20 protein-coding genes are annotated in these 25,082 nt (G+C 69.2%); 12 read left to right on the top strand and 8 right to left on the bottom strand.

The genetic code is table 11. The features are described from left to right. Positions 1 to 37: 37 nt before the first annotated feature. Together ACLD0U_RS09350 and ACLD0U_RS09345 are read right to left on the bottom strand one after the other, a co-directional pair. Positions 38 to 1,444, bottom strand: a complete 1,407-nt coding sequence (locus ACLD0U_RS09350) for a dihydrolipoyl dehydrogenase family protein (RefSeq protein ID WP_410340454.1) — start codon at positions 1,442 to 1,444, stop codon at positions 38 to 40. Between the two features lie 13 nt (positions 1,445 to 1,457). Beyond that, positions 1,458 to 2,447, bottom strand: coding sequence for an FUSC family protein (locus ACLD0U_RS09345; RefSeq protein WP_410340453.1), 990 nt, complete (start codon positions 2,445 to 2,447; stop codon positions 1,458 to 1,460). 59 nt (positions 2,448 to 2,506) lie between these two features. On the opposite strand from ACLD0U_RS09345, the gene ACLD0U_RS09340 reads away from it, so the two are divergent. Further along, positions 2,507 to 3,739, top strand: coding sequence for an amidohydrolase (locus ACLD0U_RS09340; protein WP_410340452.1), 1,233 nt, complete (start codon positions 2,507 to 2,509; stop codon positions 3,737 to 3,739). Positions 3,740 to 3,754: 15 nt separating this feature from the next. Here ACLD0U_RS09340 and ACLD0U_RS09335 read toward each other — a convergent pair whose 3' ends face one another. Both ACLD0U_RS09335 and ACLD0U_RS09330 read right to left on the bottom strand, forming a co-directional pair. Further along, positions 3,755 to 4,852, bottom strand: a complete 1,098-nt coding sequence (locus ACLD0U_RS09335) for a lactonase family protein (protein ID WP_410340451.1) — start codon at positions 4,850 to 4,852, stop codon at positions 3,755 to 3,757. Between the two features lie 115 nt (positions 4,853 to 4,967). After that, on the bottom strand, positions 4,968 to 6,254 hold the full coding sequence (locus tag ACLD0U_RS09330; RefSeq protein WP_179409495.1) for an adenylosuccinate synthase: 1,287 nt from the start codon (positions 6,252 to 6,254) through the stop codon (positions 4,968 to 4,970). Between the two features lie 112 nt (positions 6,255 to 6,366). On the opposite strand from ACLD0U_RS09330, the gene ACLD0U_RS09325 reads away from it, so the two are divergent. After that, entirely contained in the window at positions 6,367 to 7,101 is a 735-nt protein-coding gene (locus ACLD0U_RS09325; protein ID WP_410340450.1) for a Pr6Pr family membrane protein, read from the top strand. Here the strand turns inward: ACLD0U_RS09325 and ACLD0U_RS09320 are convergent. From ACLD0U_RS09320 to ACLD0U_RS09310, 3 genes are all read right to left on the bottom strand, one after another. Further along, a complete protein-coding gene (locus ACLD0U_RS09320) occupies positions 7,062 to 8,432 on the bottom strand; it encodes an NAD(P)-binding domain-containing protein (RefSeq protein WP_410340449.1) in 1,371 nt (456 codons plus the stop codon). The two genes, ACLD0U_RS09325 and ACLD0U_RS09320, sit on opposite strands and share 40 nt — an antisense overlap. Positions 8,433 to 8,610: 178 nt before the next feature. Continuing rightward, positions 8,611 to 9,606 carry a DUF2804 domain-containing protein gene (locus ACLD0U_RS09315; RefSeq protein WP_410340448.1) on the bottom strand — a complete coding sequence of 332 codons (996 nt, stop codon included), beginning with the start codon at positions 9,604 to 9,606 and terminating at the stop codon, positions 8,611 to 8,613. Beyond that, the gene (locus tag ACLD0U_RS09310) at positions 9,606 to 10,799 is read right to left on the bottom strand and encodes a cytochrome P450 (protein ID WP_206821354.1); all 1,194 of its coding nucleotides are present in this window, start codon (positions 10,797 to 10,799) and stop codon (positions 9,606 to 9,608) included. The genes ACLD0U_RS09315 and ACLD0U_RS09310 overlap by 1 nt, the downstream gene beginning before the upstream one ends. A 132-nt stretch (positions 10,800 to 10,931) precedes the next feature. Here ACLD0U_RS09310 and ACLD0U_RS09305 point away from each other — a divergent pair, with 132 nt between their 5' ends. From ACLD0U_RS09305 to ACLD0U_RS09270, 8 genes are all read left to right on the top strand, one after another. Then, the gene (locus ACLD0U_RS09305; RefSeq protein WP_410340545.1) at positions 10,932 to 11,963 is read left to right on the top strand and encodes an AAA family ATPase; all 1,032 of its coding nucleotides are present in this window, start codon (positions 10,932 to 10,934) and stop codon (positions 11,961 to 11,963) included. 29 nt (positions 11,964 to 11,992) lie between these two features. Next, positions 11,993 to 12,853 carry a DUF58 domain-containing protein gene (locus ACLD0U_RS09300; protein WP_410340447.1) on the top strand — a complete coding sequence of 287 codons (861 nt, stop codon included), beginning with the start codon at positions 11,993 to 11,995 and terminating at the stop codon, positions 12,851 to 12,853. Next, complete coding sequence (locus ACLD0U_RS09295) at positions 12,840 to 13,328, top strand: hypothetical protein (protein ID WP_410340446.1); 489 nt, start codon at positions 12,840 to 12,842, stop codon at positions 13,326 to 13,328. Before ACLD0U_RS09300 ends, ACLD0U_RS09295 begins: the two co-directional genes overlap by 14 nt. Then, the gene (locus ACLD0U_RS09290) at positions 13,319 to 14,305 is read left to right on the top strand and encodes a VWA domain-containing protein (protein WP_410340445.1); all 987 of its coding nucleotides are present in this window, start codon (positions 13,319 to 13,321) and stop codon (positions 14,303 to 14,305) included. Before ACLD0U_RS09295 ends, ACLD0U_RS09290 begins: the two co-directional genes overlap by 10 nt. Further along, positions 14,302 to 15,384 carry a VWA domain-containing protein gene (locus ACLD0U_RS09285; protein ID WP_410340444.1) on the top strand — a complete coding sequence of 361 codons (1,083 nt, stop codon included), beginning with the start codon at positions 14,302 to 14,304 and terminating at the stop codon, positions 15,382 to 15,384. Before ACLD0U_RS09290 ends, ACLD0U_RS09285 begins: the two co-directional genes overlap by 4 nt. Next, positions 15,381 to 16,154 (top strand): hypothetical protein, encoded by a 774-nt coding sequence (locus ACLD0U_RS09280; protein ID WP_410340443.1) that lies wholly within the window; start codon positions 15,381 to 15,383, stop codon positions 16,152 to 16,154. The genes ACLD0U_RS09285 and ACLD0U_RS09280 overlap by 4 nt, the downstream gene beginning before the upstream one ends. Then, a complete protein-coding gene (locus ACLD0U_RS09275; protein WP_410340442.1) occupies positions 16,148 to 17,254 on the top strand; it encodes a hypothetical protein in 1,107 nt (368 codons plus the stop codon). Before ACLD0U_RS09280 ends, ACLD0U_RS09275 begins: the two co-directional genes overlap by 7 nt. Positions 17,255 to 17,336: 82 nt before the next feature. Next, positions 17,337 to 18,275, top strand: a complete 939-nt coding sequence (locus tag ACLD0U_RS09270; RefSeq protein ID WP_410340441.1) for an N-acetylglucosamine kinase — start codon at positions 17,337 to 17,339, stop codon at positions 18,273 to 18,275. A gap of 149 nt (positions 18,276 to 18,424) precedes the next feature. Here ACLD0U_RS09270 and ACLD0U_RS09265 read toward each other — a convergent pair whose 3' ends face one another. Next, a complete protein-coding gene (locus tag ACLD0U_RS09265; protein WP_410340440.1) occupies positions 18,425 to 22,621 on the bottom strand; it encodes a DUF5979 domain-containing protein in 4,197 nt (1,398 codons plus the stop codon). A gap of 213 nt (positions 22,622 to 22,834) precedes the next feature. Between ACLD0U_RS09265 and argG the strand changes: the two genes are divergently transcribed. Both argG and ACLD0U_RS09255 read left to right on the top strand, forming a co-directional pair. Then, a complete protein-coding gene (gene argG / locus ACLD0U_RS09260; RefSeq protein WP_206821363.1) occupies positions 22,835 to 24,280 on the top strand; it encodes an argininosuccinate synthase in 1,446 nt (481 codons plus the stop codon). 147 nt (positions 24,281 to 24,427) lie between these two features. Then, a complete protein-coding gene (locus tag ACLD0U_RS09255) occupies positions 24,428 to 25,069 on the top strand; it encodes a TetR/AcrR family transcriptional regulator (protein WP_410340439.1) in 642 nt (213 codons plus the stop codon). Positions 25,070 to 25,082: the final 13 nt, after the last annotated feature.

Genomic DNA, 25,082 nt, shown 5'->3' with positions numbered 1-25,082 from the left:
CGGATCTCAGGCGATTCGCCGTATTCCTGCGCCGTGTTCAGGCCGATGATCGCCCGTAGGCCTCCAGCAGGCGCAGCCAGATCTCGCCCATCGTCGGGTACGCGGGTACGGCGTGCCACAGCCTGCTGATCGGCACGTCACCGGTCACGGCGATCGTCGCCGCCGGCAGCATCTCAGCCACGTCGTCGCCCACGAACGTGACGCCCAGCACGACGTCCCGCTCGGTGTCGACGATCATGCGGGCCAGACCCGCATAGCCGTCGGCGTGCAGTGCGGCGCCGGCCACGGCGCCGAGGTCCTGATCGACGACGTCGATGCGATAGCCGGCCGCGCGGGCGGCATCCGCGGTCATCCCGACCGATGCGACCTCAGGGCGCGAGAAGACCACGTGCGGCACGGCGGAGTGATCGGCGGATGCCACGTGCCGGCCCCACGGCTGATCGGCCACGACCTCGCCGCGCGAGCGGGCGACGATCACGTCGCCCGCGGCGCGGGCCTGGTACTTGCCCTGGTGGGTGAGCATCGCGCGGGCGTTGATGTCGCCGACGGCGTACAGCCAGTCGGTTCCGGTCACCAGCATCGTGTCGTCGACGGGCACCGCCGCACCGGCTTCGAGCCCCACGATCTCGACGCCGATGTCGGTGCTGCGGGGCCGTCGCCCGGTGGCGACGAGCACTTCGGCGGCGGTGATCTGCTCGCCGCCGGCCGTGACGCGCACCTGTGCTCCCTTGCGACGCACCTCGGTGGTCTCGGTGTTCAGACGCACATCGACGCCCATCTCGCGCAGCCCCGTGGCCACCCGTTCACCGGCGAACGGCTCCATGCCGCCGAGCAGCCCGCCGCGTACCAGCAGCGTCACCCGCGATCCGAGTCCGGCGAATGCCGTCGCCATCTCGACGGCCACCACCCCACCGCCGATGATCGCCAGCGACTCGGGCACCTCCTGCGCGCTCGTGGCCTCACGGCTCGTCCAGGGCTCCGCCTCGGCGAGACCCGGGATGCCGGGGATCACAGCCTCCGAGCCGGTGGCGATCGCCACCGCGTGGCGCGCGCGCAGCATCCGCACTCCGTCGTCGGTGACGACGGTCACCTCGCGCTCGGCACTGAGCCGACCACGACCGCGGACGAGGTCGATGCCGGCGTCGCGCAACCAGTCGACCTGTCCGGCATCCGACCAGTGCGCCGCGAACGCGTCGCGGCGGGCCAGCACCTCGCGGGGGTCGAGCGAGACGCCGGAGACACCGCTCACCCGCTCGGCGGCGTGCGCCGCGTGGATCGGGCGGAGCAGCGCCTTCGAGGGCATACACGCCCAGTACGAGCATTCACCGCCCACCAACTCGTTCTCGACGATGACTGCGGTGAGCCCGCCCTGCGCGGCGCGATCGGCGATGTTCTCCCCGACGGGTCCCCCACCCAGCACGATCAGGTCGTATTCGTCGGTCATGGTGGCCTCCGCTCTAGGGGTTCTCGGTGTCGCGTGCCGACGCCCCGCCCACCACCTTCGAGAGCCGGTGCGCCAGCCAGGTGCACCACACTGCCACGATCGCCGAGCCGAGAACAGCCTCGATCCGGCCCAGACCGAGCGCGAGGGCCGACTGGTCCGAGCTGCTCAGCAGCAGCACGGCTGGGGTGAGAAAGACGACGAACATCGTGTAATCGCCGACGAGCTGGTATGTCACGCACAGCAGCACCGCAACGACCGCGATGATCAGCGGCAGCGGTGACGGCAGCAGCGACGCGAGCGTGCCCGCGACCGTACCGATCAGCGTGCCGATCACGCGGTCCCGTGCCCGACCACCGCGGTGCGGGCCGCCGACCGCGACGATCATGCAGAACGACAGCAGCGCCCAGTTGACGTACGCGAAGTCCAACCAGGTCGAGACCAGCACGGTCGTGACCGCGCCCACGGCGAGCACGACACCGTCGACCAGGCGCTCCGCGGCTGGCACGGGTTGCGCCGAAGCAGGACGCGTCGGCACCAGCAGCGCGGCCAGCAGCATGAGCGCGGCACCGATCGACGCGCCGATGGCCACCTCGCCCAGGGTCGTCCCGGTGCCCGCCAGTCCCGCGAAGACGACCAGGTTCACCGGCGAGCGCGTCACCACGGCGACATCCCCGATGCGGTACAGCGCCTGTGCGAGGCACACGACGACCAGCGCGACAAGGGTCGCCCACAGCCCCAGCGATCCGATCAGATGCCCGACAACCGCGATCAGCACCGCCCACGCGGCAGCGAGAACGCGCACACCACGGCTGCCCGACCGTGCGGGCGAGAGCAGCAGCATCATCGTCAGATACGCCGCCGAGGCCACCCGGGCATCGAACACCGCCGAGATCGCCCACAGCGCCGCGGCGGCGAGCGCGACCAGCACCGCAGCCTGCGGCAACACGCGCAACGGCGGCACGAGCGAGAAACGCGCGCCTGTCGTGGTCGTCGTCCGATCCATGGTGTGGGGCACGCTCCGATAGGTTTGAGGATCACCCTAGCCGCCCCCGGGAGGACACTGTGGAGAACGCCCTGCTCGAAGACCTCGCCGCCGTGTACCGCGACCTGCACGCGCATCCCGAGCTGAGCTTCGCCGAGACCCGCACGGCCGGCATCGTCGCCGAGCGCCTGCGCGCGCTGGGCTTCGCGGTGACCGAGCAGGTCGGGCGCACGGGCGTCGTCGGAGTGCTGCAGCGCGGCACCGGAGCGACGGTGCTGCTGCGCGCCGACATGGATGCCCTGCCCGTGGCCGAGCAGACCGGCCTGCCCTACGCCAGTACCGTCACCGCCCTGCGCGACGGCAAGGACGTGCCGGTCATGCACGCCTGCGGGCACGACATGCACGTCACCGCGCTGCTGGGCGCCCTGACAACCCTGGCCACGCAGGACGACTGGTCGGGCCGGATCATCGCCGTCTTCCAGCCCGCCGAAGAACAGGGCGCCGGCGCCAGGGCGATGGTCGACGACGGCCTGTACGACCGGTTCGGCACCCCCGACGTGGTGCTCGGTCAGCACGTCGCACCTCTGCCTGCCGGGGCGATCGGGCTGCGCCCCGGAGCCTCGTTCGCGGCATCCGACGCCCTGCGCATCACCCTCTACGGGCGGGGCGGCCACGGTTCCCGGCCCGAGGCCACGATCGATCCGGTCGTCCTCGCCGCATCGGTCGTGCTGCGCCTGCAGACCATCGTCTCGCGCGAGATCCCCGGCACCGAGACCGCCGTGCTGACGATCGGCTCGATCCACGCGGGCGACGCCGCCAACATCATCCCCGACTCCGCAGAGCTGCAGGTCAGCATCCGCACTTTCGACACCGCCGTGCGTCGCCGCGTGCTCGACGCGGTGGAGCGCATCGTGCGCGGCGAGGCGATCACTGCCGGCGCCGACCGTGAGCCACTGATCGAGGCGATGCACTCGTTCCCCGCCGTGGTGAACGACCCCACCGCCGTCGAACGGGTGCGCGGCGCGCTGGCCTCGGATCTCGCCGGCGTCATGGTCGTCGACCCCGGCGTGGTCACCGGCAGCGAGGACGTCGGCATCCTGGCCGCCGAAGCCGGGGCCCCCTGCGTGTACTGGTTGCTCGGCGGGGCCGACCCGGCCGAGTTCGCCGGCCGAACCACGGTCGCCGAACTGGCCGCACGGGTCATCGAACTGCCCTCGAACCACTCGCCGCTCTACGCGCCCGTGATCATGCCGACGCTCGCGGTGGGCGTGCGCGCACTCACCGCCGCGGCACGGAACTGGCTCACCGTCTGAGCATCGACCTCGCGCTCAGCGCGCGGGCAGCACGTGCGACGGAGTGGGTGCGGCCGTGACGTGACGCACGTCGCGCGGTGCGCCGGTGCGCTCGTCGAGATCGACGACGCTGATCGTGTTCGACCGCTGCCCCGATACGAGCAGCGTGCCGTCGTACACGAGGTGGTGGCGCGGCCAGTCCACCCCCGATTCGGCGAGCGCGAGCGGTTCGAGTGACTCGCCGCCGCCGCGCACGCGCAGCGCGGCGAGCGTGTTGCTGCCGCGCAGGGCCGTGTAGAGCGTGTGCCCGTCGCGCGAGGCGGCGAGTTCGGCGGGAAAGTCGAAACCCGGCCGCGCGATCGGCGACGCCGTGGTGGCTGAGACCAGCCCCCACGTCCCGGCCCGATCGGATGCCAGCGTGAACACCTCACACGAGTACTCGGTCACCACGTGCAGGTGCCCACTGGGATGCATCACCATGTGCCGGGGGCCGGTGCCGCGAGACAGCACGACCTCGTGGTCGAGGTCGAGCGCGCCCGAGGTGGCCCGCCAGATCCGCACCAGGTCGAACCCGAGGTCGGTGGTGGCGATGCGCCCGTCGGGCAAGAAGACCGCCGCGTGCGCGTGCGATCTGCGGGGGTCCTCCCCCGCCGGAAGGGGATGGGGGTCGGATGCCGCATGTCGGCGCTCCGCCGTGGGCTCGTCGCCGCCGAAGAGGGCGGCGCGCAGCGCAGCGGCCTTATCGGTCACCGGTTCGACGAGTCGTCCATCGTCGGCGAGGCCGAAGCTGATGACGCGCCCGTCGCCGTAGCAGCTGGCGATCAGCATCCGCCCTCCGGGTGACACCGCGAGGTGGCACACGCCCTCCCCTGCCGCGACGGGCGGGGCGAGCGGACGCAGGGTCGTCTCGCCGTCGCGGGCGAACGCCTGTACCTGACCGGCGCCCTCCAGCGCGGCGTAGACGACGTCGAGAGTCGGGTGCGCGACGAGCCACGAGGGTGAGGCGGCCGGGGCCGCCGTGCCGCGGTGCCGCAGCGTCGATGGCCCGCGTCCTTCGTCGACCGACAGGATCCCGATCCCGTCGCCGTCGCCGTCCATGTCGGGCCCGTAGCCCCCCGTCCAGAACCGCGTCATGCTCTCCCCTGTCTCCCCGGCCCTACCCCTGTGCCCTGCACCCGTCTATCTGTCACAAACCCGCGGAATCCGGGTGCGATAGCGCGGGCTTGTGCCAAAGAGAGGGAGGATGCGGTCAGTCGACGAGGTCGTGGCGGACGATGACCTGGTCGCGGGCCGGGCCGACGCCGATGACCGAGATGCGCGTGTTGCTCATCGCCTCCAGCGCGAGCACGTAGTCCTGCGCGTTCTGCGGCAGGTCCTCGAACGTGCGGGCCGTCGAGATGTCTTCCTTCCACCCGGGGAAGTTCTGGTAGACCGGCTTCGCGTGGTGGAAGTCGGTCTGGTTCACCGGCACGTCATCGAAGCGCACGCCGTCGACGTCGTAGGCCACGCACACCGGGATCTCATCCAGCCCGGTGAGCACGTCGAGCTTGGTGAGCACGATGTCGGTGATGCCGTTCACGCGCGTGGCGTAGCGGGTGATCGGCGCGTCGTACCAGCCGGTACGGCGCTCACGACCAGTGGTCGTGCCGAACTCGCCGCCGGTCTGGCGCAGCCACTCGCCCATCTCATCGTCGAGCTCGGTCGGGAACGGGCCCGAGCCGACGCGCGTCGTGTACGCCTTGACGATGCCGACGATGCGGTCGAGACGGCCGGGGCCGACGCCCGAGCCCGTCGCCGCGCCACCGGCCGTGGCCGACGACGACGTGACGAACGGGTAGGTGCCGTGGTCGACGTCGAGCATGGTGGCCTGGCCGGCCTCGAACACGACGACCTCGCCGCGCTCCAGCGCCTCGTCGAGCAGGTGGCCGGTGTCGGCGACCATCGGGCGCAGCCGCTCGGTGTACGACAGCAGGTCGTCGACGATCTCGTCGACCGTGATCGAACGACGGTTGAAGACCTTCACCAGCAGGTGGTTCTTCTGGTCGAGGGCGCCCTCGACCTTCTGACGCAGGATGTTCTCGTCGAACAGGTCCTGCACGCGGATGCCGACGCGGTTGATCTTGTCGGCATAGGCTGGCCCGATACCGCGGCCCGTGGTGCCGATGCGGCGCTGGCCGAGGAAGCGCTCGGTGACCTTGTCGAGCGTGCGGTGGTACGCCGTGATGATGTGCGCGTTGGCGCTGACCCGCAGTCGCGAGGTGTCGACTCCGCGCGCGTTGAGCGCGTCGAGCTCTTCGAAGAGCACCTCAAGGTCGACGACGACGCCGTTGCCGATGACCGGGTTGACCCCGGGGCTGAGGATGCCGGAGGGCAGAAGGTGCAGGGCGTACTTCTCGTCGCCGATGACGACGGTGTGTCCGGCGTTGTTACCGCCGTTGAACTTGACGACCCAGTCGGTGCGCTCTCCGAGCAGGTCTGTCGCCTTGCCCTTGCCCTCATCGCCCCACTGGACGCCGACGATCACGATTCCTGGCATGGGTGTACCCCCTGGTACTGCACGCTGTTCGCCGGGTTTGCACCGGCAGATGAGCTGGCCCGAACGGGCGAGACCATCCTAGCGAAGCCCACGGGATCGCTAGAGTTCACCCATGACGACCTGGTGGCCCTTCGCCCGACTAGCGGCAGCACTGCTCGGTATCGCGGCGATCGTGGCGCAGCTCTCGCTGACGTTGCAGATCGCGCTGGAGGCCACGACACCGTGGGGCGGTCACCTGCCCACGGTCGCGGTGAACTTCTTCAGCTTCTTCACGATTCTCTCGAATGTCTCGGCTGCGATCGCCCTGATCATCGCGGCGGCGTGGGCACTGGGGCAGAGGGATCCGGCGCGTCCGGAGCCGCGCTGGCTGTCGGTACTGCTGGTGTGCGTCAGCACCTACATGATCGTGACCGGCGTGGTCTACAACCTGCTGCTGCGCGGCATCGAACTGCCGCAGGGTGTGACGGTGCCGTGGTCGAACGAGGTGCTGCACGTCGTGTTCCCGTTGTTCCTGCTGCTCGACGTGCTCGTCGCGCCGCGCCGGCGGGCGCTGCCGTGGTCGACCGTCCTGGTGGTCGCCGTGTTCCCTGTCGTGTGGGTCGCCTACACGCTGATCCGCGCGAACCTGGTCATCGCTCCCGCGACGGGCGCACCCTGGTGGTACCCGTACCCGTTCCTCGACCCGCACCTGCAGGGCGGATACGGCGGCGTGCTGGTCTACGTCATCGGCATCGCCGTCGCGATCATCCTCATCGCGACGGTCGTGGTGTGGATCGGGCGGCGCCGCGGCACCGCCCGATCCGAGGTTCACGCGACCAGCGACTCCGCCGGCGTCTCGTCGAGGTAGCGCTCGAGCGAGTCGTCGAGCTCCTGCAGCCACGGCGTGTGGTGCACGACGGCGATCGTGCCGGTCATCACCGACTGGTACACCCGATCGCGGTAGCCCATGATGTCGTTCTTCTTGTCGCGCTTCCACTCCAGGAAGATCTCGACGACCCGGTCGATGTCGAACTCGGGATAGTCGGTCTGCTGCAGCAGATCGCGGATGTAGTCGGCCTGGAAGCGGATCTCATCGGCCGCCGAGCCGATCGCCTCGAACCGGGCACGCCATTCGGCGATCGATGCGGCGCGCTCGTCGGCCGCGGGCAGCTCCTGGCGCCCCAGGATGACGTCGCGCACGTACCAGGCCTGCGCGTCGAACATGTTGAACGTGAACCACTGGTCCTGCGCTCCGAGGTACGCGAGCCGTGGGTTGCCCTGCCAGATCACGCCGCGGTACAGACCGTCGGGGTAGACGTTGTTCGGCGACGCCAGTGCGAGGTCGTCGGGCAGGAACGGGTACTTGTGCAGGTATCCGGTGCACAGGATCACCGCGTCGATGCGCTTGGACGATCCATCAGCGAAGTGCACGATGTTGCCCTCGAAGCGCTCGACGACCGGGCGCTCCTCGAAGCCATCCGGCCAGTCGTAGCCCATCGGTGCCGAGCGGAAGCTCGCGGTCACCGACCGGGCGCCCATCTTGAACGCCTGGCTTCCGATGTCTTCAGCCGAGTAGCTGCCGCCGATGACCAGCACGTCCTGGTCGGCGAAGCCCTCCGCGCCGCGGAAGTCGTGCGCGTGGCTGATGTACCCGGGGAACGTCTCGATACCCGGGAACTCGGGCACGTTCGGGAAGGAGAAGTGGCCGCTGGCCACGATCACCCGGTCGAACTCCTCGGTCGTGGACGTGCCGCTGGGCAGGTCCTCACTGGTGAGCGTGAAGATCTCGCGCTCGACGTCGTAGTCGACCCAGCGCACCACGGTCTGGAAGCGGATCTGATCGCGCACGTCGGTCTTCTCGAGGCGTCCGGCGATGTAGTCCCACAGCACGGGACGCGGCGGGTACGACGAGATGGGACGACCGAAGTGCTCGTCGAAGGAGTAGTCGGCGAACTCCAGTGCTTCCTTGGGGCCGTTCGACCACAGGTTTCGGTACATGCTGGAGTGCACGGGCTCGCCGAACTCGTCCAGTCCGGTGCGCCAGGTGAAGTTCCACTGCCCACCCCAGTCGGCCTGCTTCTCGAAGCACACCACTTCGGGGACCTCAGCCCCCGCACGTGCTGCGGACTCGAAGGCCCGCAACTGCGCCATGCCCGAAGGCCCGGCGCCGATGATCGCTACTCGTTCTCTGCTGGTCACGTATGCATCCTCTGATTCGGTTATGTATGGGTCGCACCCGCATCCGTCACAGGGACAGGGCTTCCCGACGGGAGCGGTGTGGCTCAACCATCCAGGGATGCGGCTGCCCTTTCGACGTTAGCAGGGTCGGTGACGAGCCCTCTGCGTGGGCTCACCCGGGGCATCCGTTTCTTCCCTCTCACCAGCGGTTGTGCACCTCTTCGGCCCAGCCGAAGATGCCGTCGAAGGCGATCTGCTCGCCATTCGCGGTCGTGAATACGCCCGACCAATCACCGAAGCACTGGTCGGTCGACCCGGCGACGACGCCGAGGTTCGTGCGCGTCACCTTGTCATAGACCGGGGTGAAGGTGGCATCCAATCCCCCGCCGGTGACCCGCCAGGGTGTGCGCCACTGCGCCAGGTCGTACTGCCAGTCCAGTTCGGCGCTGATCTTGTGCAGATGCCCATCGACGACGAACGCGTTCTCGGTCGATCCGGTGCCCGCCGTCCATCTGCCGCCGACCTGCACGCCGATCGTGTGGCCGCCGGATCGGCCCGACCCGGCACCCCAGTTCCAGCGGATGTCGTACGGCCAGCGTCCGCGACCGTGATCGAGAACCGCCCACGACTCCCCCGCGGGGAGCGCGTGGGCGACGCCGTCGAGCGTGAGGATGCCGGATGCCGGCCGCGCGACGTCTTTGACCGTGTACTGGAACCGCGTACTGCTCCACGGCACGACGACAGCCAGGCGCTCATGGCCGGCCGGTAGCTCCGCGATGACATCGACGGTGACGCCGGGCATCCGCGCGCGCAGGCGGGTGCCTTCGGGCAGTTCGTCGATGTCGATCTCGAAGCCCTTCGCCCTGGCGCGGCTGGGACCGGCCTCGGCCCGCGCGGGCAGCACGACCCCGCGGGCGGGGATGAGTGTCGGTGTGCCGTGCCAGGTGCGTTCGGTCGCGCGATCCAGCACCCACAATTCGAGCACGGCGGCGTAGTCGATCGACGACACGGTCATGCCGACAACATGGGTGGGGGTGGTGATGCCCCAATACTCCCAGCGCTTGTTGCGGCCGCGCCCACGCCCGATCCCCGTCGTGTCGACCAGCGGCGAGCGCGCCCAGCCGACGGCATCCGGATTCAGTCTTCCGTTCGGCAGCGTGAGCGAGACGTCGGTGGTGAGTTCTCGTTCGCTCATCACGAGGCGGTGAACCGGATCGGGAACCGCACGGGACCGGTGTTGCCCGATACCGGAAGCCAATCGCCGGGGCCGTCGGGCACGGCGTCGGGCATGCGTTGGGCGAGCAACGGCAGGGCGACCGACATGTCGGTGCGGGCGACGAAGTGCCCGAGACAGTGGTGGATGCCGCCGCCGAAGCCCGAATGCAGCGGGCGATCCGTGACGCTGATGTCGAAGCCGGGTGCGTCGCCCATCCGTGCGGGATCGGTGCCGATCGCATGGGAGAGCACCTGCACGATGCCGCCCTTGGGCACGTGCAGTCCATTCAGATCGACGTCCTCGATCGCTTCGCGGGTGACCCAGGTGACCGTGGGGTTGACGCGCATGACCTCTTCGACGGCCGCGGCGCCCAGCTCGGGGCGCTCCGCGAGCAGCTTCCACTGCTCGGGGTGGGCCAGGAGGGTCTGCAGGGCGAGGCCGAGCTGATTGCGGGTGGTCTCCATCCCTGCGAACGCCAGGAACACCAGCGCGACACTGAGCTCGCGGCGATCGAGTGCGTCGCCGTCCTCGTGCGCCTGCACCAGTGTGGTCACCAGATCTTCGCGGGGCGTGCGCATGCGGTCTTCGATCACCTCCTCGATGTATCCGGTGAGGCCTTCGAGTGCCGCCTCGATGCGCGGCAGGTCGTGGCGGACGTTGATGCCGAAGGACTTTCCGAGGTCGTCGGCCCAGCGGGCCACCTGCGGCCACTGGTCGTCAGGCAGGCCGAGTAGGTAGCAGAGGATGCGGGACGCGTACGGTTCGGCGAACTCCGAGACGAACTCCACGCGCCCGCGCGAGGCGAACGCGTCGATGAGTTCGCCCGCGAGCGCCTGGAATCGTGGGCGCATCGCCTCGATCGTCTTGTTGCGGAACGCCGGTCCCAGCAGGCGGCGCATGCGCAGATGGTCGGCACCCTCGATGCTGAGCAGGGTCTCGGCCCACCACTGCTGCCACGGCCCCTCATGGATACCGTTCTGCGCGGGCCATCGGGCGTTGCCCTGCTGGAACCGCTTGTCCTTGAGCAGCGCTGTGCCCTCGTCGTACCGCAGCACCGCCCAGCCGTACGGGGTCTCGGTGTACCACCCGGTGTCTCGGGCGTCGTGGACGACCTCGGAGGTCACGTCGAAGGAGGGGTCGGCGAGATCGAGGAACGGCACTGTTCGGCTCATAGCCGGAGCCTAGCCCGCTTCGCGGGTCATGCCATCACTCGGCCCGCTCAGCTGCGGGCGGATTACCCTGTACGGGTGACAGACATGCCAGGGTCCTCTCCGCTCACGCCGCCGCCCCCGCCGCCTCCGGCGATGGGGGCCGCTCCCCCGGCATCCGCGCCGGCCGACGGCACCACCGCGGCACTGACGGCCGATGACCTCGGCCGGGCGCAGCGCACGCTGCGGATCATCAGCGATTCGTACGCGACGAAGATGGTGGGGCAGGAGCGGCTGCGCACCAGCCTGCTGGTGGCGCTGGTGGCGGGCGGGCACATCCTGCTCGAGTCGGTGCCGGGGCTCGCCAAGACCACCGCGGCGAGCACTCTCGCCGACACCGTGAAGGCGCGCTTCAAGCGCATCCAGTGCACTCCCGACCTGCTGCCCAGCGACATCACCGGCAGCCAGATCTACGACGCGGCCACCGGAACGTTCCGTACGGTGCTCGGACCGGTGCACGCGAACTTCGTGTTGCTCGACGAGATCAACCGTTCGAGCGCCAAGACCCAGTCGGCGATGCTGGAGGCGATGCAGGAGCGCCAGACCACCATCGGTGGCGAGGTGCATCACCTGCCCAAGCCATTTCTCGTGATCGCCACGCAGAACCCCATCGAGCAGGAGGGGACGTACGAACTGCCCGAGGCGCAGATGGACCGGTTCTTGCTCAAGGAGATCGTGGAGTACCCGAGTCCCGCCGAGGAGTTCGAGATCCTCGGCCGCATCGACTCGGGCGTGCTCGACCCGGATCGGCATGTTCCCGGCGCCGTCAGCCTCGACGATGTGCACGAGCTGCAGCAGATCGCCTCGCGTGTGTACGTGGACCCGGCGATCCGCAATTACATCGTGCAGCTGGCCTATGTCACCCGCAATCCCGCGCCCTACATCGGCGACGAGCGGGCACGCTTCATCAAGTACGGCGCCAGCCCCCGCGCGAGCATCGCGTTCCTGCAGGCCTCGCGCGCCCTGGCACTGCTGAACGGCCGCACGCACGTGCTGCCCGAGGACGTGCGTGCCCTGCGTCACCTCGCGCTGCGCCACCGGGTGCTGCTCACCTTCGAAGCCCACGCCGAGGGCATCCGCAGCGAAGAGATCATCGATCAGATCTTCGCGGCCGTACCCACCCCCTGACCCGCCCGATGCCCAGCCTCGTCACCCAGGTGAAGAGCCGACTCTTCATCCACTCGTCGCAGAAGTCGATGCACGCGCTCGACGGTGCCTACGCGTCGCTGCTGCGGGGGCGCAGCCTGGACTTCGAGGATCTGCGACCCTACGAGTACGGCGACCACGTGCGCGATATCGATTGGCGGGCCACGGCCCGGCATGGGGAACCCTTGATCAAGCGCACCAAGGCCACTCGCAAGCACACGGTGCTCTTTCTGGTGGATTCCGGTCGGGGCATGAATGCGCTGGCCGAGGATGAGGGTTCGAAGCGCGAGCTGCTGGTGCTGCTGACCGGTGCGCTCGGGTTCTTGACCGTGCGTCACGGCGACGACTTCTCGGTCGTGTACGGCGATGCCGATCGGGTGCGCCGACTCGCCCCGGGCGGCAGTGAGGCCGCACTCGAACGGGCACTGCGCACGATCGATCGCGCCGCCACCGAGAGCACGGCACCGAACGACCGTCGCGCCCTGCTGTCATATGCCGCCCGCAACATATCCAAGCGGATGATCGTCGTGATCGTGACGGATGAGGCGCCCGTGACCGATGAGACCGAGCGGCAGCTGCGTCGGCTCTCGGTGCAGCACGACGTGCTGTGGCTGACCGTGCGTGATGCCGATCCGGTGGCGGCGGTCCGCGCGCACCGCCGCGACGTCGACACCGGTTGGGCGGTGCCCGACTTCGTGCACGGGGATGCCGCGGTGCTGAGCGAGCTCGCCGCGCAGGAGGCCGCCGATACCGCCCGCCGCCACGAGATGCTGCGTCGGCTGGAGATCACGCACGCCGAGTTCGGGGCGCGCGACACGGCCGTGCCCGCCCTGTTGGCGATGCTGGATCGGAGGTCGCATGCCCGCCTCTGACGAGCTCTATCCTCCGGTGCAGTACGGCTGGGGCTGGCTGCTGCTGGCCCTCGGCGTCCTCGCCGTGCTCGCGCTGGGCGCCTGGCTGCTGCTGTTCCTGACCCGGCCGCGACGCAGCATCACGGTTCCGGGCACTGCTCCTTACCGGCCGCCGACCTCTGCAGTACTCGCCCGCCTGCGCACTGACTACCTCGCCGAGGTGGACCGCATCGAGACCGTGTACCGATCGGGAGACACGGATGCCCGCAGGGCGAACCTCGAGCTCAGCCGCTGCGTCCGCTCGTTCGTCAACGAGTACTCGGGGCTCGAAGCGCCGGTGCTCGCCCTGGACGACCTGGTCGCGCGCGGCGTGCAGCCGGCACTGCTCGACGCGCTGCGCCGCCACTACTACCCCAGCATCTTTCAGCGCGGACCCGCGATCGATCCGGTCGCCGGCGCCGAGGCCGCCCGCACGGTGGTGACGACATGGCACTGAACACGAGCTGGGTCGTCCTGATCGCCGCGGCAGTAGTGCTGGTCGCGATCGTGGTCGGCGTCGCCCTCGGTCTGCGTTCTCGCGCCGCGCGCAATGCGGCGCCCGCGGCGTTGGTCTCACGCGCCGAGCGACTGCGCGCTCTTCCGGCCTTCCGCGCATCGGTGGGTCGCCGCATGACGGCGCTATCGGGCATCCTCGCCCTCGGCGTGATCGCGACGCTGCTCGCCGGGGTCGTCGCCGCGCGGCCGATGTCGGCGCAGACCGTGCAGCCGGTCAACACCAGCCGCGACATCATGCTGTGCCTGGATGTCTCGGGATCGATGACCGAGGTCGACGTCGAGGTGCTCACCGTGTTCGATGAGCTGCTCGACAGCTTCGAGGGCGAGCGCATCGGTCTGACGATCTTCAACAGCTCGCCGGTGCAGATCTTCCCCCTCACCGACGACTACGCGTTCGTCCGCGAGCAGTTGCAGCGCATGCGCGAGAGCTTCGACTACCTCGACGAGACGCCCGAGCACTGGGTCGGCACCCTCAACGGCCCCGGCGCTTCGCTGATCGGCGATGGCCTCGCGGCCTGCACGATGCGGTTCGACCACCTGGACGACGAGCGCAGCCGTTCGGTGATCCTCGCGACCGACAATGAGCTCGCCGGCGCGTCGATCCTGACCGTCGAGGAGGCCGCGCAGTACGCCAGGGCGCAACAGGTGCGGGTGTTCGCGCTCAATCCCGTGCAGGGCAAGGACGCCGAGGTGAGCGCGCAGCTGTCGCAGGCCGCCGCCATCACCGGCGGGCAGTCCTACGCGCTGAGAGACACCACCACGGTCGCCGACATCGTCGCTCAGATCCAGAAGCAGGAGGCCCGCGCCTTGCAGGGGCAGGCGCAGGTGGTCTGGGTCGACACACCGAACCTGTGGATGGCGCTGATGCTGGTCGCGATCCTCGGCTTCGTCGTTCTGCTGTGGGTGGTGAGGCTGTGATCTTCACGCCCGTGCTGCATCCGTTGCTGCTGATTCTGCTGTGCACGCCGTTGGCGGCCCTCGCCGTGTTCGCCCTCGCCAAGGGACGGAAGGGCGATCATGCCGGTCGCAGCATATGGCTGCTGAGGCTCGGCATGATCGTCGTCGTGTTCGTGATGCTGTTGCGTCCCGGCATCCCGGGTGGTTCGTCGCAGACCCTCGCGACCGACACCGACATCGTGCTCGTCGTCGATACGACGGCGAGCATCGTCGCCGAGGACTGGGCCGACGGCGCACCCCGCCTCGAGGGCGTCCGCGACGACGTGCAGACGATCGTCGACGAGTACCCGGGCGCGCGGTTCGCGCTGATCAGCTTCGACGCGGCGGCGCAGCTGCGCCTGCCGCTGACGACGGATGCCACGGCGCTGATGTCATCGCTGGAAGTGATGAGTCCCGAGGTCACCGACCAGTCGCGGGGGTCATCGATCGGCATCGCGAGTCGGATGCTGGCAGACACCCTCTCATCGGCAGCCGAGGCTGCGCCCGATCGCAGCCGCATGGTGTTCTACCTGGGCGACGGCGAGCAGACCGCGTCGGGCCCGCCCGAGTCGTTCGCCTCGGCCGCGAAGTACGTCGACGGCGGGGCGGTGCTCGGCTACGGCACCGCCGAGGGTGGCCCGATGCGCATCACCACCGGCACCGCCGCCCAGGGCGAGTACATCCAGTACCGGGGCGAGCCGGCGTTGTCGAAGCGCGACGACGACAATCTGCAGCAGGTCGCCGAGCAACTCGGCATCGAGTACCAGCCCCGCGCGGCGGATGCGCCCCTGGTGCTGCCCCCAGCCCCCACGAGCACCGTCGACTACGCGTCGTCGGGCGAGGTGGGCAACGTGATCGAGCTGTACTGGATCTTCGCCCTGGTGCTCGTGCTGCTGCTGGGTGTCGAGCTGGCGCGCGCGACGTTGCAGGTCACGCGCGTGCGCGGCGCTCTCGCCCCGCGCACGCCGCGCGATCAGGCGGATGCCCGTGCCCGGCCCGCCCCGGCCGACCACCCGACCGACCGTGCCGCCCCAGCGCCTGAGGACAGGAGCGCACGATGACGACGCCGTCGCAGCATCCGACGCCTCCCGCCACGCAGGCCGACGCGGCGGCGCTGTTGCTCGCCGCCAACCGTCGCCGTCGGCGCATCCGATGGTGGGTCGCCGTCGCGACCCTGCCCCTCACGCTCGCCGGCCTGCTGCTGGTGGGCAAGGTGTTGAGCATGTACGCGTTCGCACATCAGTCGATCAGCTCGTTCGTCACCGGGTCGTACGCCGAATCCGAGTCGGCAGCGCGCGGGCAGATCTGGCTTAACGGCTTCGAGCAGTTCAAGGCACCGTACAACATCGGCACGGCTCAGGCCGGCGCCGAACAGCTCGCCGCGGCACGCGACCACCTCGAGACGGCGCTTCCCCTGGCGACCGGTCTGGACGTCTGCTACGTGCGCATCAACCTGTCGCTGGTGATCGAACGGCAGGGTGACGCGGCCCAGGCCGACGGCGATGCCGTGTCGGCCGCCGAGTTCTACGGGCAGGCGCTGCAGATGACCGTCGAGACGCCCGAGGAGTGCCGCAGCGACGAGGCGCAGAACCAGTCGCCCGATCCGAGCCGCGACATGAGCGACACCCTCGACGAGAACCAGCAGCGTCAGCAACAGAAGCAACAGCAGAACCCCGAGCAGGGCGGGCAGCCGTCCGAGCAGGGCGAACAGGACCAGCCGTCGCAGAGTGATCTCGATGACATCGAGAGTCGGCTCGATCAGGGTGCGCAGGAACGCGAGGACCAGCTGGGCGAAGACGGCGGCAGCGGCGGAACGGAGCGGCCGTGGTAGACCAGCGTCGCAGCAGATACGTCGGCGGCGCCGAGGGTGCGCCGCCTCTTCCCCCGCCCGGCGGCTATCAGCGCCCGGGGCGCGCCTCGGCCGGGCTCGATGCCGCAGCCGACCTGCCTCCGGCATCCGCCGACCTCGTCTACACCGCGCCCGACGCACCTAAACGCACCAGCGCACTCGGTGTCGCCGCCGTCGTCGCGGCGGCGCTGTTCGCGGTCACCCTGCTGGTGCTTCTGATGACCGGCGGAACAGATGCCATCTACGGCATATCTCTGCTGGTCGTGCAGCTGCTCGTCATCGGAGTGATCGTCGCGGCGCTGCTCACGCGGCGCGGGCGGATGCTGGGAGCCATCGCCCTCGTCGGAGCGCTCGTGTTCAACGTGGCAACGGTGGGCGCGATGAGTGCGCTGCGCTCGGCGGCGACGCAGGCCTATGACGGCACGAAGTCCGAGCAGCAGCGGCACGAAGAGGCGTATCCGGGCGTCCGCGAGCACTCGAACTACGACGTGCTCAACGGCCCCTCGCTCGAACAGGTGCAGCGCCAGGGCGACGAGCTGATGGCTGCGGTGCGCGAACGGCTCACGGAACGCCTCGGCTACACCTGGGTGCAGGCCGGTGCGGTCGACGTCAGTCCGGAACGCAACGGCTACGGCGGTGAGTCGATGCTCAAGAGATACGTCTCGCCGACCTGGACGACCGCAGAGCCCGTGCACGACAACCAGCGCAAGCGCGAGATCATGATCATCATCGATCAGGTGCTGATGGAGCACGACATGTGGGGGCTCTACCCGCTGAACGTGCCCGCCAGCGGCCTCTCAGACGACATGGTCGCGAAGCTCTACGGGTCGGCGGATGTCGAGCGCCAGCACACGTGGGAGTACTACGCCGATACCTATCCCGACCCGTTGCGGTTCTATGTGACGACCTACGACCTCTCGAAGGACGCCACGGGCGAGTTCCGCACGCAGCGAGAGGCGATCGCCCAGCAGACCGGAGAACCTGTCGAGGGGGTGCAGCTGATGATCATCGCCCGAAACCTGCTGCCCGAACAGGACCGCGCCGAGTTCGAAGAGCGCCTGCGCGAGTACCCGGACTTCTGATCGGCGGGCGGGCGCGAGACGTGTCTTACGCTTGCATCTGGCCGCGAACCCGTCGCCGCCACACCAAGCGAGAGGGCACGACGTGTCTGAGCACCACCCGCAGTACCCGCTGCTCGCCGTCGACGCGGGCCAGACCGGTATCAAGACCCGGTTGCTGAGCGCCGATGGCGCCGTGCAGGAGTGGCTGTTCCCCGGAGTGTTCACCAACCAGCCGCTGCTTCCGCAGCTCGCGGCGGTGGTCGCCGAGGTGATCCGGGTGACCGGTTCGGCACCGCACACCGTGTCGCTGGGGGTGTCAGGGCTGACGGATGCCGATGCCGAAGCAGAAGCGCTGCTGCAGCATCCGGATCTCACCGACGTGCGCCGCGTGGTCGCCACGCACGACTCGGTCACCTCGTACTTGGGCGTGCTCGGCGACCAGTACGGAACCGTCGTCGCAGCCGGCACCGGCGTGGTCACGCTCGGCGTCGGCCCGCAGCACTCCGCGCGCGTCGACGGCTGGGGCCACATCATGGGCGACGCGGGCAGCGGCTTCTGGATCGGACGCGAGGCGCTGGATGCCGTCATGCGCGCCCACGACGGACGCGGCCCCGCGACCTCTCTGGCCGCACCGATGCAGGAGCGCTGGCCCGACCTCGAGACCGCTTACGTGCACCTGCAGGCGGCGCACGATCGCGTACGCACCGTGGCATCGTTCGCGGCGCAGGTGGCCGAGGCCGCCGCGGCCGGCGATGCCGTCGCGCAGCGCATCTGCCGCGACGCGGCCGCTGAGCTGGCGCTGGCCGCCACCGCCGCGCTGCGTGTCGTCGACGCTCCCGCCGACGCCGCCGTGGGCGCGGTCGGCGGGGTGTTCGGATCGGATGCTATCCGCGACGCCTTCATCGATGCGGTGCGCGCCGAGCGACCGGATGCCCGGTTCGTGCCGCCTCGGGGATCTGGGCTGGACGGATGCGTGGCCCTCGCCGGGTTGGGGCAGGATCACCCGCTGCGCGAGCGCTTCGCGGACGTCACCCGCGGCTGATCACAGCGTGGCCGGGTGCGTGCTCTGCGCGCCTGGTGCGCGCTCTACCTGCCTGGTACGGAGCCCGCTCGACCTCGTTCCGAAACGCTGCGGGGGTCGACACGCCGTTCGGCGTGCCGACCCCCGAGGTCAGCGCGTGAGCGCGTCGCCTATGCGCTGCGACGACGGTGCAGCACGAGCATCAGGATTCCGACGCCCATCAGCAGCACGGCCAGCACCACGACGGACGCCGTGATCGCCGGCCCGCCGGTCACGGCGAGGTCGGGCAGCTTCTCGATGTCGTTCGAAACCGTGATCGTCGCGGGTGCCGTGCCGTCGCCGACCACGATGATCGTGACCTCGTCACCTTCGGCGTCGTCGAATGCGACGTTCACGTCGTCACTCGACCACGTCGCGCCGTGCCAGCGCGCGTTGACCGGCAGCTCGGTGGAGTGCTCGGTGAGCGTCACCTCGGTGCCCAGCGGCAGATCCGCGATCACCGTCGTCTCGCCGGAACGCACCTCGAGGTCGAGCTGCTGCGGCTCGCCGAGCAGGTCGGTCCAGGTCGCCGTCACCGGGAAGGCGGTGCCTTCGACGAGGCTCGCGCCGCTGCCGGTGAGCGCCTTCGTGACGATCAGGCTGCCGAGCTTCGGCGTCACGGCATTGGTGACGACGACCTGGGCGTCCTTCGCCGCTCCGATCGTGAGCGCGGCGGTGCCGTCCTCGTTTCCGACGATGTCATCGCCGGCCCACTGCGGGGTGCTCCAGGCGAAGGCGAGGCCTTCGTCGTTGGGCAACTCCGCGAGCGTGACGAGGGTGCCGTGGGGCAGGTCCTGCCCGAAGGGAACGACGGTGCCATCGGTGGGCAGTGCCACCTCGGCCTGGCGCGGCTCGTCGCCGTCGAGCCACGAGGCGGTCACGGTGACGACCTCGGGAACGTCCGGATTATCGAGCAGAATGCCGTCGACCTGCTTCGACAGGGTGAAGGTTCCCGGCGCCCAGGTGGCCTCGTTGACCACCGTCACCAGGGTGCTGTCGCCCTGCTGATCCGAGACGACGATCACGGCCGACCCGTCGCCGTTGTCTGTCACATCGGCACCGCTGATCGTGACCGATTCCCAGACGACGGTGTCGAACGCGGGGCGCTCACCCTCGGTGATCGTCACAACGGTTCCGGCGGGCAGGTCGACCCCCAGCGGGGTCGGCTCGACGGTGTTGATGGTGAGCTGCGTCGACTGCTCGGCGCCCTCGGCGTCGGTCCACGTCGCCGTGACGGGGAACTCGGTGTCGGGGGCGACCTCACCGATCGCGTCACCGGCGAGGCCCTTGATCAGGCTGATGCCGGCGACCGAGGTGGCCGCGTGATTCTGCAGCTGCACCTGTGCCTCAGCGTCGCGGGTGATCGAGACGACGGCCGATTCGCCGTCAACAGTCACTCCGGTACCGCTCCACACCGGCGCGCCCCAGGCGATGCTGGATCCGTCGACGAGCGGCGTCTCGGTGAGCGTCACCTCGGTGCCGATCAGCAGGTTCTCACCCAGCTCGACGGGGGTGCCGTCGGTCGGGAGGGTCAGCGTCTTCTCTGCGTCAACGCCGTCCTGGGTCCACGATGCGGTGACCGTCACCTCGTCGGGAACGGCCGGGTTGTCGGCCTGTTCTCCCGTGACGGTCTTGGCGATCGAGAACGTACCGACCGTGCGGTCGACCGTGTTCGTCACGGTCACGGCCGCCGGTTCGACGACGTGGTCGGCCTCGATGGTGATCGGGTTCGGCGAGATCACCGGCGTCGACCACGTCAATACATCGTCGTCGCCGGGCTTCGCCTCAGAGAACGTGACCACAGCGCCGACCGGCAGGTTCTCCATCGTGACGGTCTCACCGGCGGTGATGTCGAGAACACGGTCCGGCTGTGCGGGCACGTTGTCACCGAGTGCGCTCGTGTCGATCGTCGCGGTGACCCGGTAGCTCTGCTTCGGGTCGACGAGCTCGCGGGCGGCGTCCGGTCCGGCGAGGGCCTTGGTGACCGTGGCGCTACCGAGCAGTGCGGTGTTCTGCAGCGTCACCGAGATGTTCGTGCCCGGGGCGAGCGTGGCGACGGCGGTGGTGCCGTCATCGCTCGGGATGAGCCCCTCGGTGGCCAAGAACTTCGGAGCGCCCCAGGTGATACCGGAGATGGTCGGGAACCTCGGCTCAGACAGCTCGACGGTCCAGCCGGTACCGCGGGCGTTGAGCCCGCCGACCGGGTCGCCGTTGAGCGGAACCTCGAGGTCGTACGCGTTCTGGGTCGCACCCTTCGGGTCGATCTCCTTCACGTGCACGGTGAAGGTGGTGTCCGCCGGAACGAGCGCGGCGCCCGGGGTGTCGGCGAGCTTCTTGTCGAGCGCCACCGATCCGCGAGTGACGCCGGTTCCGGTGCCCGAACCGCTGTACTTCTGGGTGACGGACGACGAGAACTCGATGCCCGAACCGGCGATCGCATTGCCGTACTCGGTGCCCGGCGCATCCATACCGCCGCTGGTGGTGCACGTGGTGTAGCTCAGCGTGTACTGGTACTCACGGGTGAATGCGTCGCTCGTGCCCCCCTGCGGCATGGGCAGCGACGGTTCGGCGATCTCGAAGGTGACCTGCTGACCGTCGACCGTCACCGTCGTGGCGTCGGTGAGGTCAACACTCTTCAGGCCGCCATTCTTGATCTGATCGTGGGCCGTGACCGCGAGGTTCATACGCGCGGCGAGGCCATCGCTCGAGTCACCCGCGGCGCAGACCGTCTGCGTCGAGGACAGCGTGTCGGTCAGCGTCAGCGGCCCGGTGATGCCGTCGACCTTCTCACCCGGAATCGTGACGTTCCAGTCGAGGGTCGTCTGCGGCATGTGCTCGACGCCGTCGATCGTGACCGTCGCTCCGTTGATCTTGCCCTTCTTGCCCTGCGAGCGTCCGGGAACCTTCGCCTCGCCGCCCGTGGCGTCGCCGTCGATCGAGACGGTGTTCGCGTAGACCGTGCCCGCCTCGGGCAGATCGGCCGAGGTCACGCACGTGTCATAGCTCACGAGATAGCGGTAGTCGGAGCGCTTGAACGCGAAGTCGGAATCGTCGATCGTGTAGACACCGCTGAAGGCCTGGGCCGATGAGGTCTGGTTCGACACGGCGAGCAGATTCGTGATGTCACGATCGCGCTGCCCGCTGGGGCCGTAGCGCTCGAAGACGCGCAATCCTGAAACGGTGTCGGTGCAGAGCTGGTGCCCCTCGCCGAGCGTCTCGGTCAAGGTGAAGCTGTTCTTACCGAACAGCTGGTCGCCGGGGACGACGACCATCCAGGCGATCCGACCGTTGCGGTCGCCCTTTCCGAGCACGGTGCCGGACTTGGTCAGTCCCAGGTGCCAGGGGCGGTTGGTGACTGTGCCGATGCCCTGACCGGCCTCACCCCAACCCTCGATCTGCATCGAGTTCTCGTAGGTGGTGCCAGAAGGGTCGATCTGTCCGTCCGGCGTGCACGTCTCGTAGGTGAGGCGGTACGTCACATCGGCGTTGAAACCGCCGCGGGGAGCGTTCAGCGCGATACGGAATCCTGCCTCGCCGGCAACGGGTGCCGACTCGACGAGTTCGGTCACGTCGACCACGGTGTCACCGCGGACGGTCTGCACACGGAACCCGGTCGGGTCGCACAGCACGTGGCCGGCACCGAAGGTGTCGGTGATGTGTGCGACGTCTCCGCCCGCGGCGACGAGGTTCGCCCCGGGGATGTCGATGGTCCACGTCATCGACCAGTTGTTGCTGTTCATCTGACCGGCCTTCGAGACCTCGCCGGGCAGTTCGATGCCGTCATCGATCCCGCCGCCTCCGGGCAGCGGCACCGACACCGGCGTGCCGTTCAGGTCGAACACGACCTCGGTCTCGGTGGTCACCTCGACGGCCTCGACCTGGAACTGCCAGGTTCCCGCCACGAGCTCTGGCCGCTCGGTGACGGCGTCGGTGAGTGTGCACTCGGCGATTCCGGTGGACGGATCGGTGAGGCAGTTCCCCCACACCACGCCCTCGGGACCGTTCAGTGCGAACGGCACGGCTGCGGGGAACTCGAAGACGTCGGGCAGCCCGATCGTGAAGGTGTCACCGGGCCGAGGATCAGCCGTGGAGGCGTCCCAGGTGCCCGACACCGTGACGGAGTCGCCGATGGTCAGCTTCGCGTCGGCCGGTTCGATGGTGACGCCGCCGATGGCGATAGCGGCGTTGGTCGCGGCGACCGCCGCAGCGGGCGCTGCAACGAGGCCGATGATCGCCAGCAACCCCACGGTGAACGCAGAGATGACGCGGCGGAGCGCGCTCGGGCGCGCCAAATGATCGCGCCGTTTGGGCGCGCGAAAATACAGCATGTGCTCTCCCCTAGCAGTTACGCATCCGCCCCCGTGCGCCCCCACGCACGCGAAAGTCCCTCAGACGGACACGCTTCGATGACCGGGACGGGTTCCCAGTCGGCCCGAGATCGGGCATCACGTGCGACCGTATCGTTTTGGCAACCTTCTGTGCAAATCTCTCGGATCGTCTCCGGGCAGGCCGACACGCCGCGCGCCGATAGACTTGGGCGCATGTCCAAGGTGCTTCAGTCCCTCCCCGTCGGCGAAAAGGTCGGCATCGCGTTCTCCGGTGGTCTCGACACGTCTGTCGCCGTCGCGTGGATGCGAGAGAAGGGGTCGATCCCCTTCACCTACACCGGCGACCTCGGCCAGTACGACGAGGACGACATCGCGTCGATCCCCGGTCGCGCCCTGGAGTACGGTGCTGAGGCGTCGCGCCTGGTGGATGCCAAGACGGCGCTCGTCGAAGAGGGCTTCGTCGCGCTGCAGTGCGGTGCCTTCCACATCCGCTCGGGCGGCAAGACGTACTTCAACACGACTCCGCTGGGCCGCGCCGTCACCGGCACGATGCTGGTGCGCGCGATGCGCGAGGACGGCGTCGACATCTGGGGTGACGGCTCGACCTACAAGGGCAACGACATCGAGCGCTTCTACCGCTACGGGCTGCTCGCCAACCCGCGTCTGCGCATCTACAAGCCGTGGCTCGACGCCGACTTCGTCACCGAGCTCGGCGGTCGCCAAGAGATGAGCGAGTGGCTCGTCGAGCGCGGGTTCCCCTACCGCGACTCTGCCGAGAAGGCGTACTCGACGGATGCCAACATCTGGGGTGCCACCCACGAGGCCAAGACGCTCGAGCACCTCGACGTGTCGCTTGAGACGGTCGACCCGATCATGGGCGTGAAGTTCTGGGACCCGTCGGTCGCGATCGAGACCGAGGACGTCACGGTGACCTTCGAGGGTGGCCGGCCGGTCGCCATCAACGGTGTCGAGTACACCGACCCGGTCGCGCTGGTCATGCAGGCCAACACCATCGGCGGCCGTCACGGTCTGGGTATGAGCGACCAGATCGAGAACCGCATCATCGAGGCGAAGTCGCGCGGCATCTACGAGGCCCCCGGCATGGCACTGCTGTTCATCGCGTACGAGCGCCTGGTCAACGGCATCCTCAACGAAGACACCCTCGCCACGTACCACGAGCAGGGTCGCCGCCTCGGCCGCCTGATGTACGAGGGCCGCTGGCTCGAGCCGCAGTCGCTCATGCTGCGCGAGTCGATCCAGCGCTGGGTCGGCCTCACGATCTCGGGTACCGTCACCATCCGCCTGCGCCGCGGTGACGACTGGACGATCCTCGACACCGTCTCGCCGAACCTGTCGTACGGCCCCGAGAAGCTGTCGATGGAGCGCGTCGGCGACGCCGCCTTCGGCCCCGTCGACCGCATCGGTCAGCTGACCATGCGCAACCTCGACATCGCCGACTCGCGCTCGCGCCTGGAGCAGTACGCCGGGCTGGGCCTGGTGGGCGGCGCGACCGGCGAGCTCGTCGGTCGCGTCACCGCGGGCGAAGCCGGCGACATCACCGGACTCGTGGAGGGCTCGGTCTCGCAGGTCGACGGCGAGCTGACGGATGCTGTCGATGCAGCATCCGAGGGCGCAGCCTTCGACTTCGGTACCGACTGACCGCAGTACGATTCTCGACGCCCCGTGTGGGTCGCCCGTTCGGGTGACCCACACGGGGCGTCTGCGTTCTGAGCGGTAGTGACGCATGGGCTGTGAATCCCCTGCGTTATCTTGCACAGTGATGTGCAAGATACTTACACTCGATGCATGTCCTCCACCCGCACTCCGCGCTCGGATGCTCTCGCGAACCGTGCCGGAATCATCGCCGCGGCCCGCACCGCCCTCGCGTCCGACCCGCACGCCTCGGTCGACGCGATCGCGCGTACCGCCGGCGTCTCTCGCCGCACCATCTACGGGCACTTCGCCGACCGCGACGCGCTGATCCGCGAGCTCATCGCGTCCGGCGCCCGGCGCTTCAACGCGCTGGCGACCTCGGTGGACGACGATGATCCTCAGGTCGCGCTCGCGCGCCTCGCCGCACTGATGTGGCACGAGGCGGCGCACGTGCGCATCACGGCGGCGCTGGCGCTCGACGATGCGCACCTCGCCGGGACCGTCGCGGCACTGGCCCCCCTACGTCGCGTGCTCGCCGACATCGTGCGGCGGGGCCGACGCGGCGAGCGCATGCGCACCGACATCGACGCAGGCATGCTCGCCCGCCTGATCGAGGAGGTGGCACGCACAGTTGCCTCCCGCAACCTCGCGGACGAGACAGGCGCAGAACCCGCCGCAGCAGCCGATGCGGTCGTGCGGATCGTGCTCAGCATCGCCGGGCTGTCGTGGCGCGAAGCGGACGCCCTGCTTCGCGATCACCCCGACGTCCTCGTCCCCGCGCAGAGCGCCGAGTAAGGGCATCCGCCGC

The organism is Microbacterium sp. 2216-1 (assembly GCF_046507855.1).
Lineage (GTDB): Bacteria > Actinomycetota > Actinomycetes > Actinomycetales > Microbacteriaceae > Microbacterium > Microbacterium esteraromaticum_C.
The sequence above is the reverse complement of the archived record's forward strand: the minus strand, read 5'-3'. Positions and strand labels throughout refer to the sequence as shown.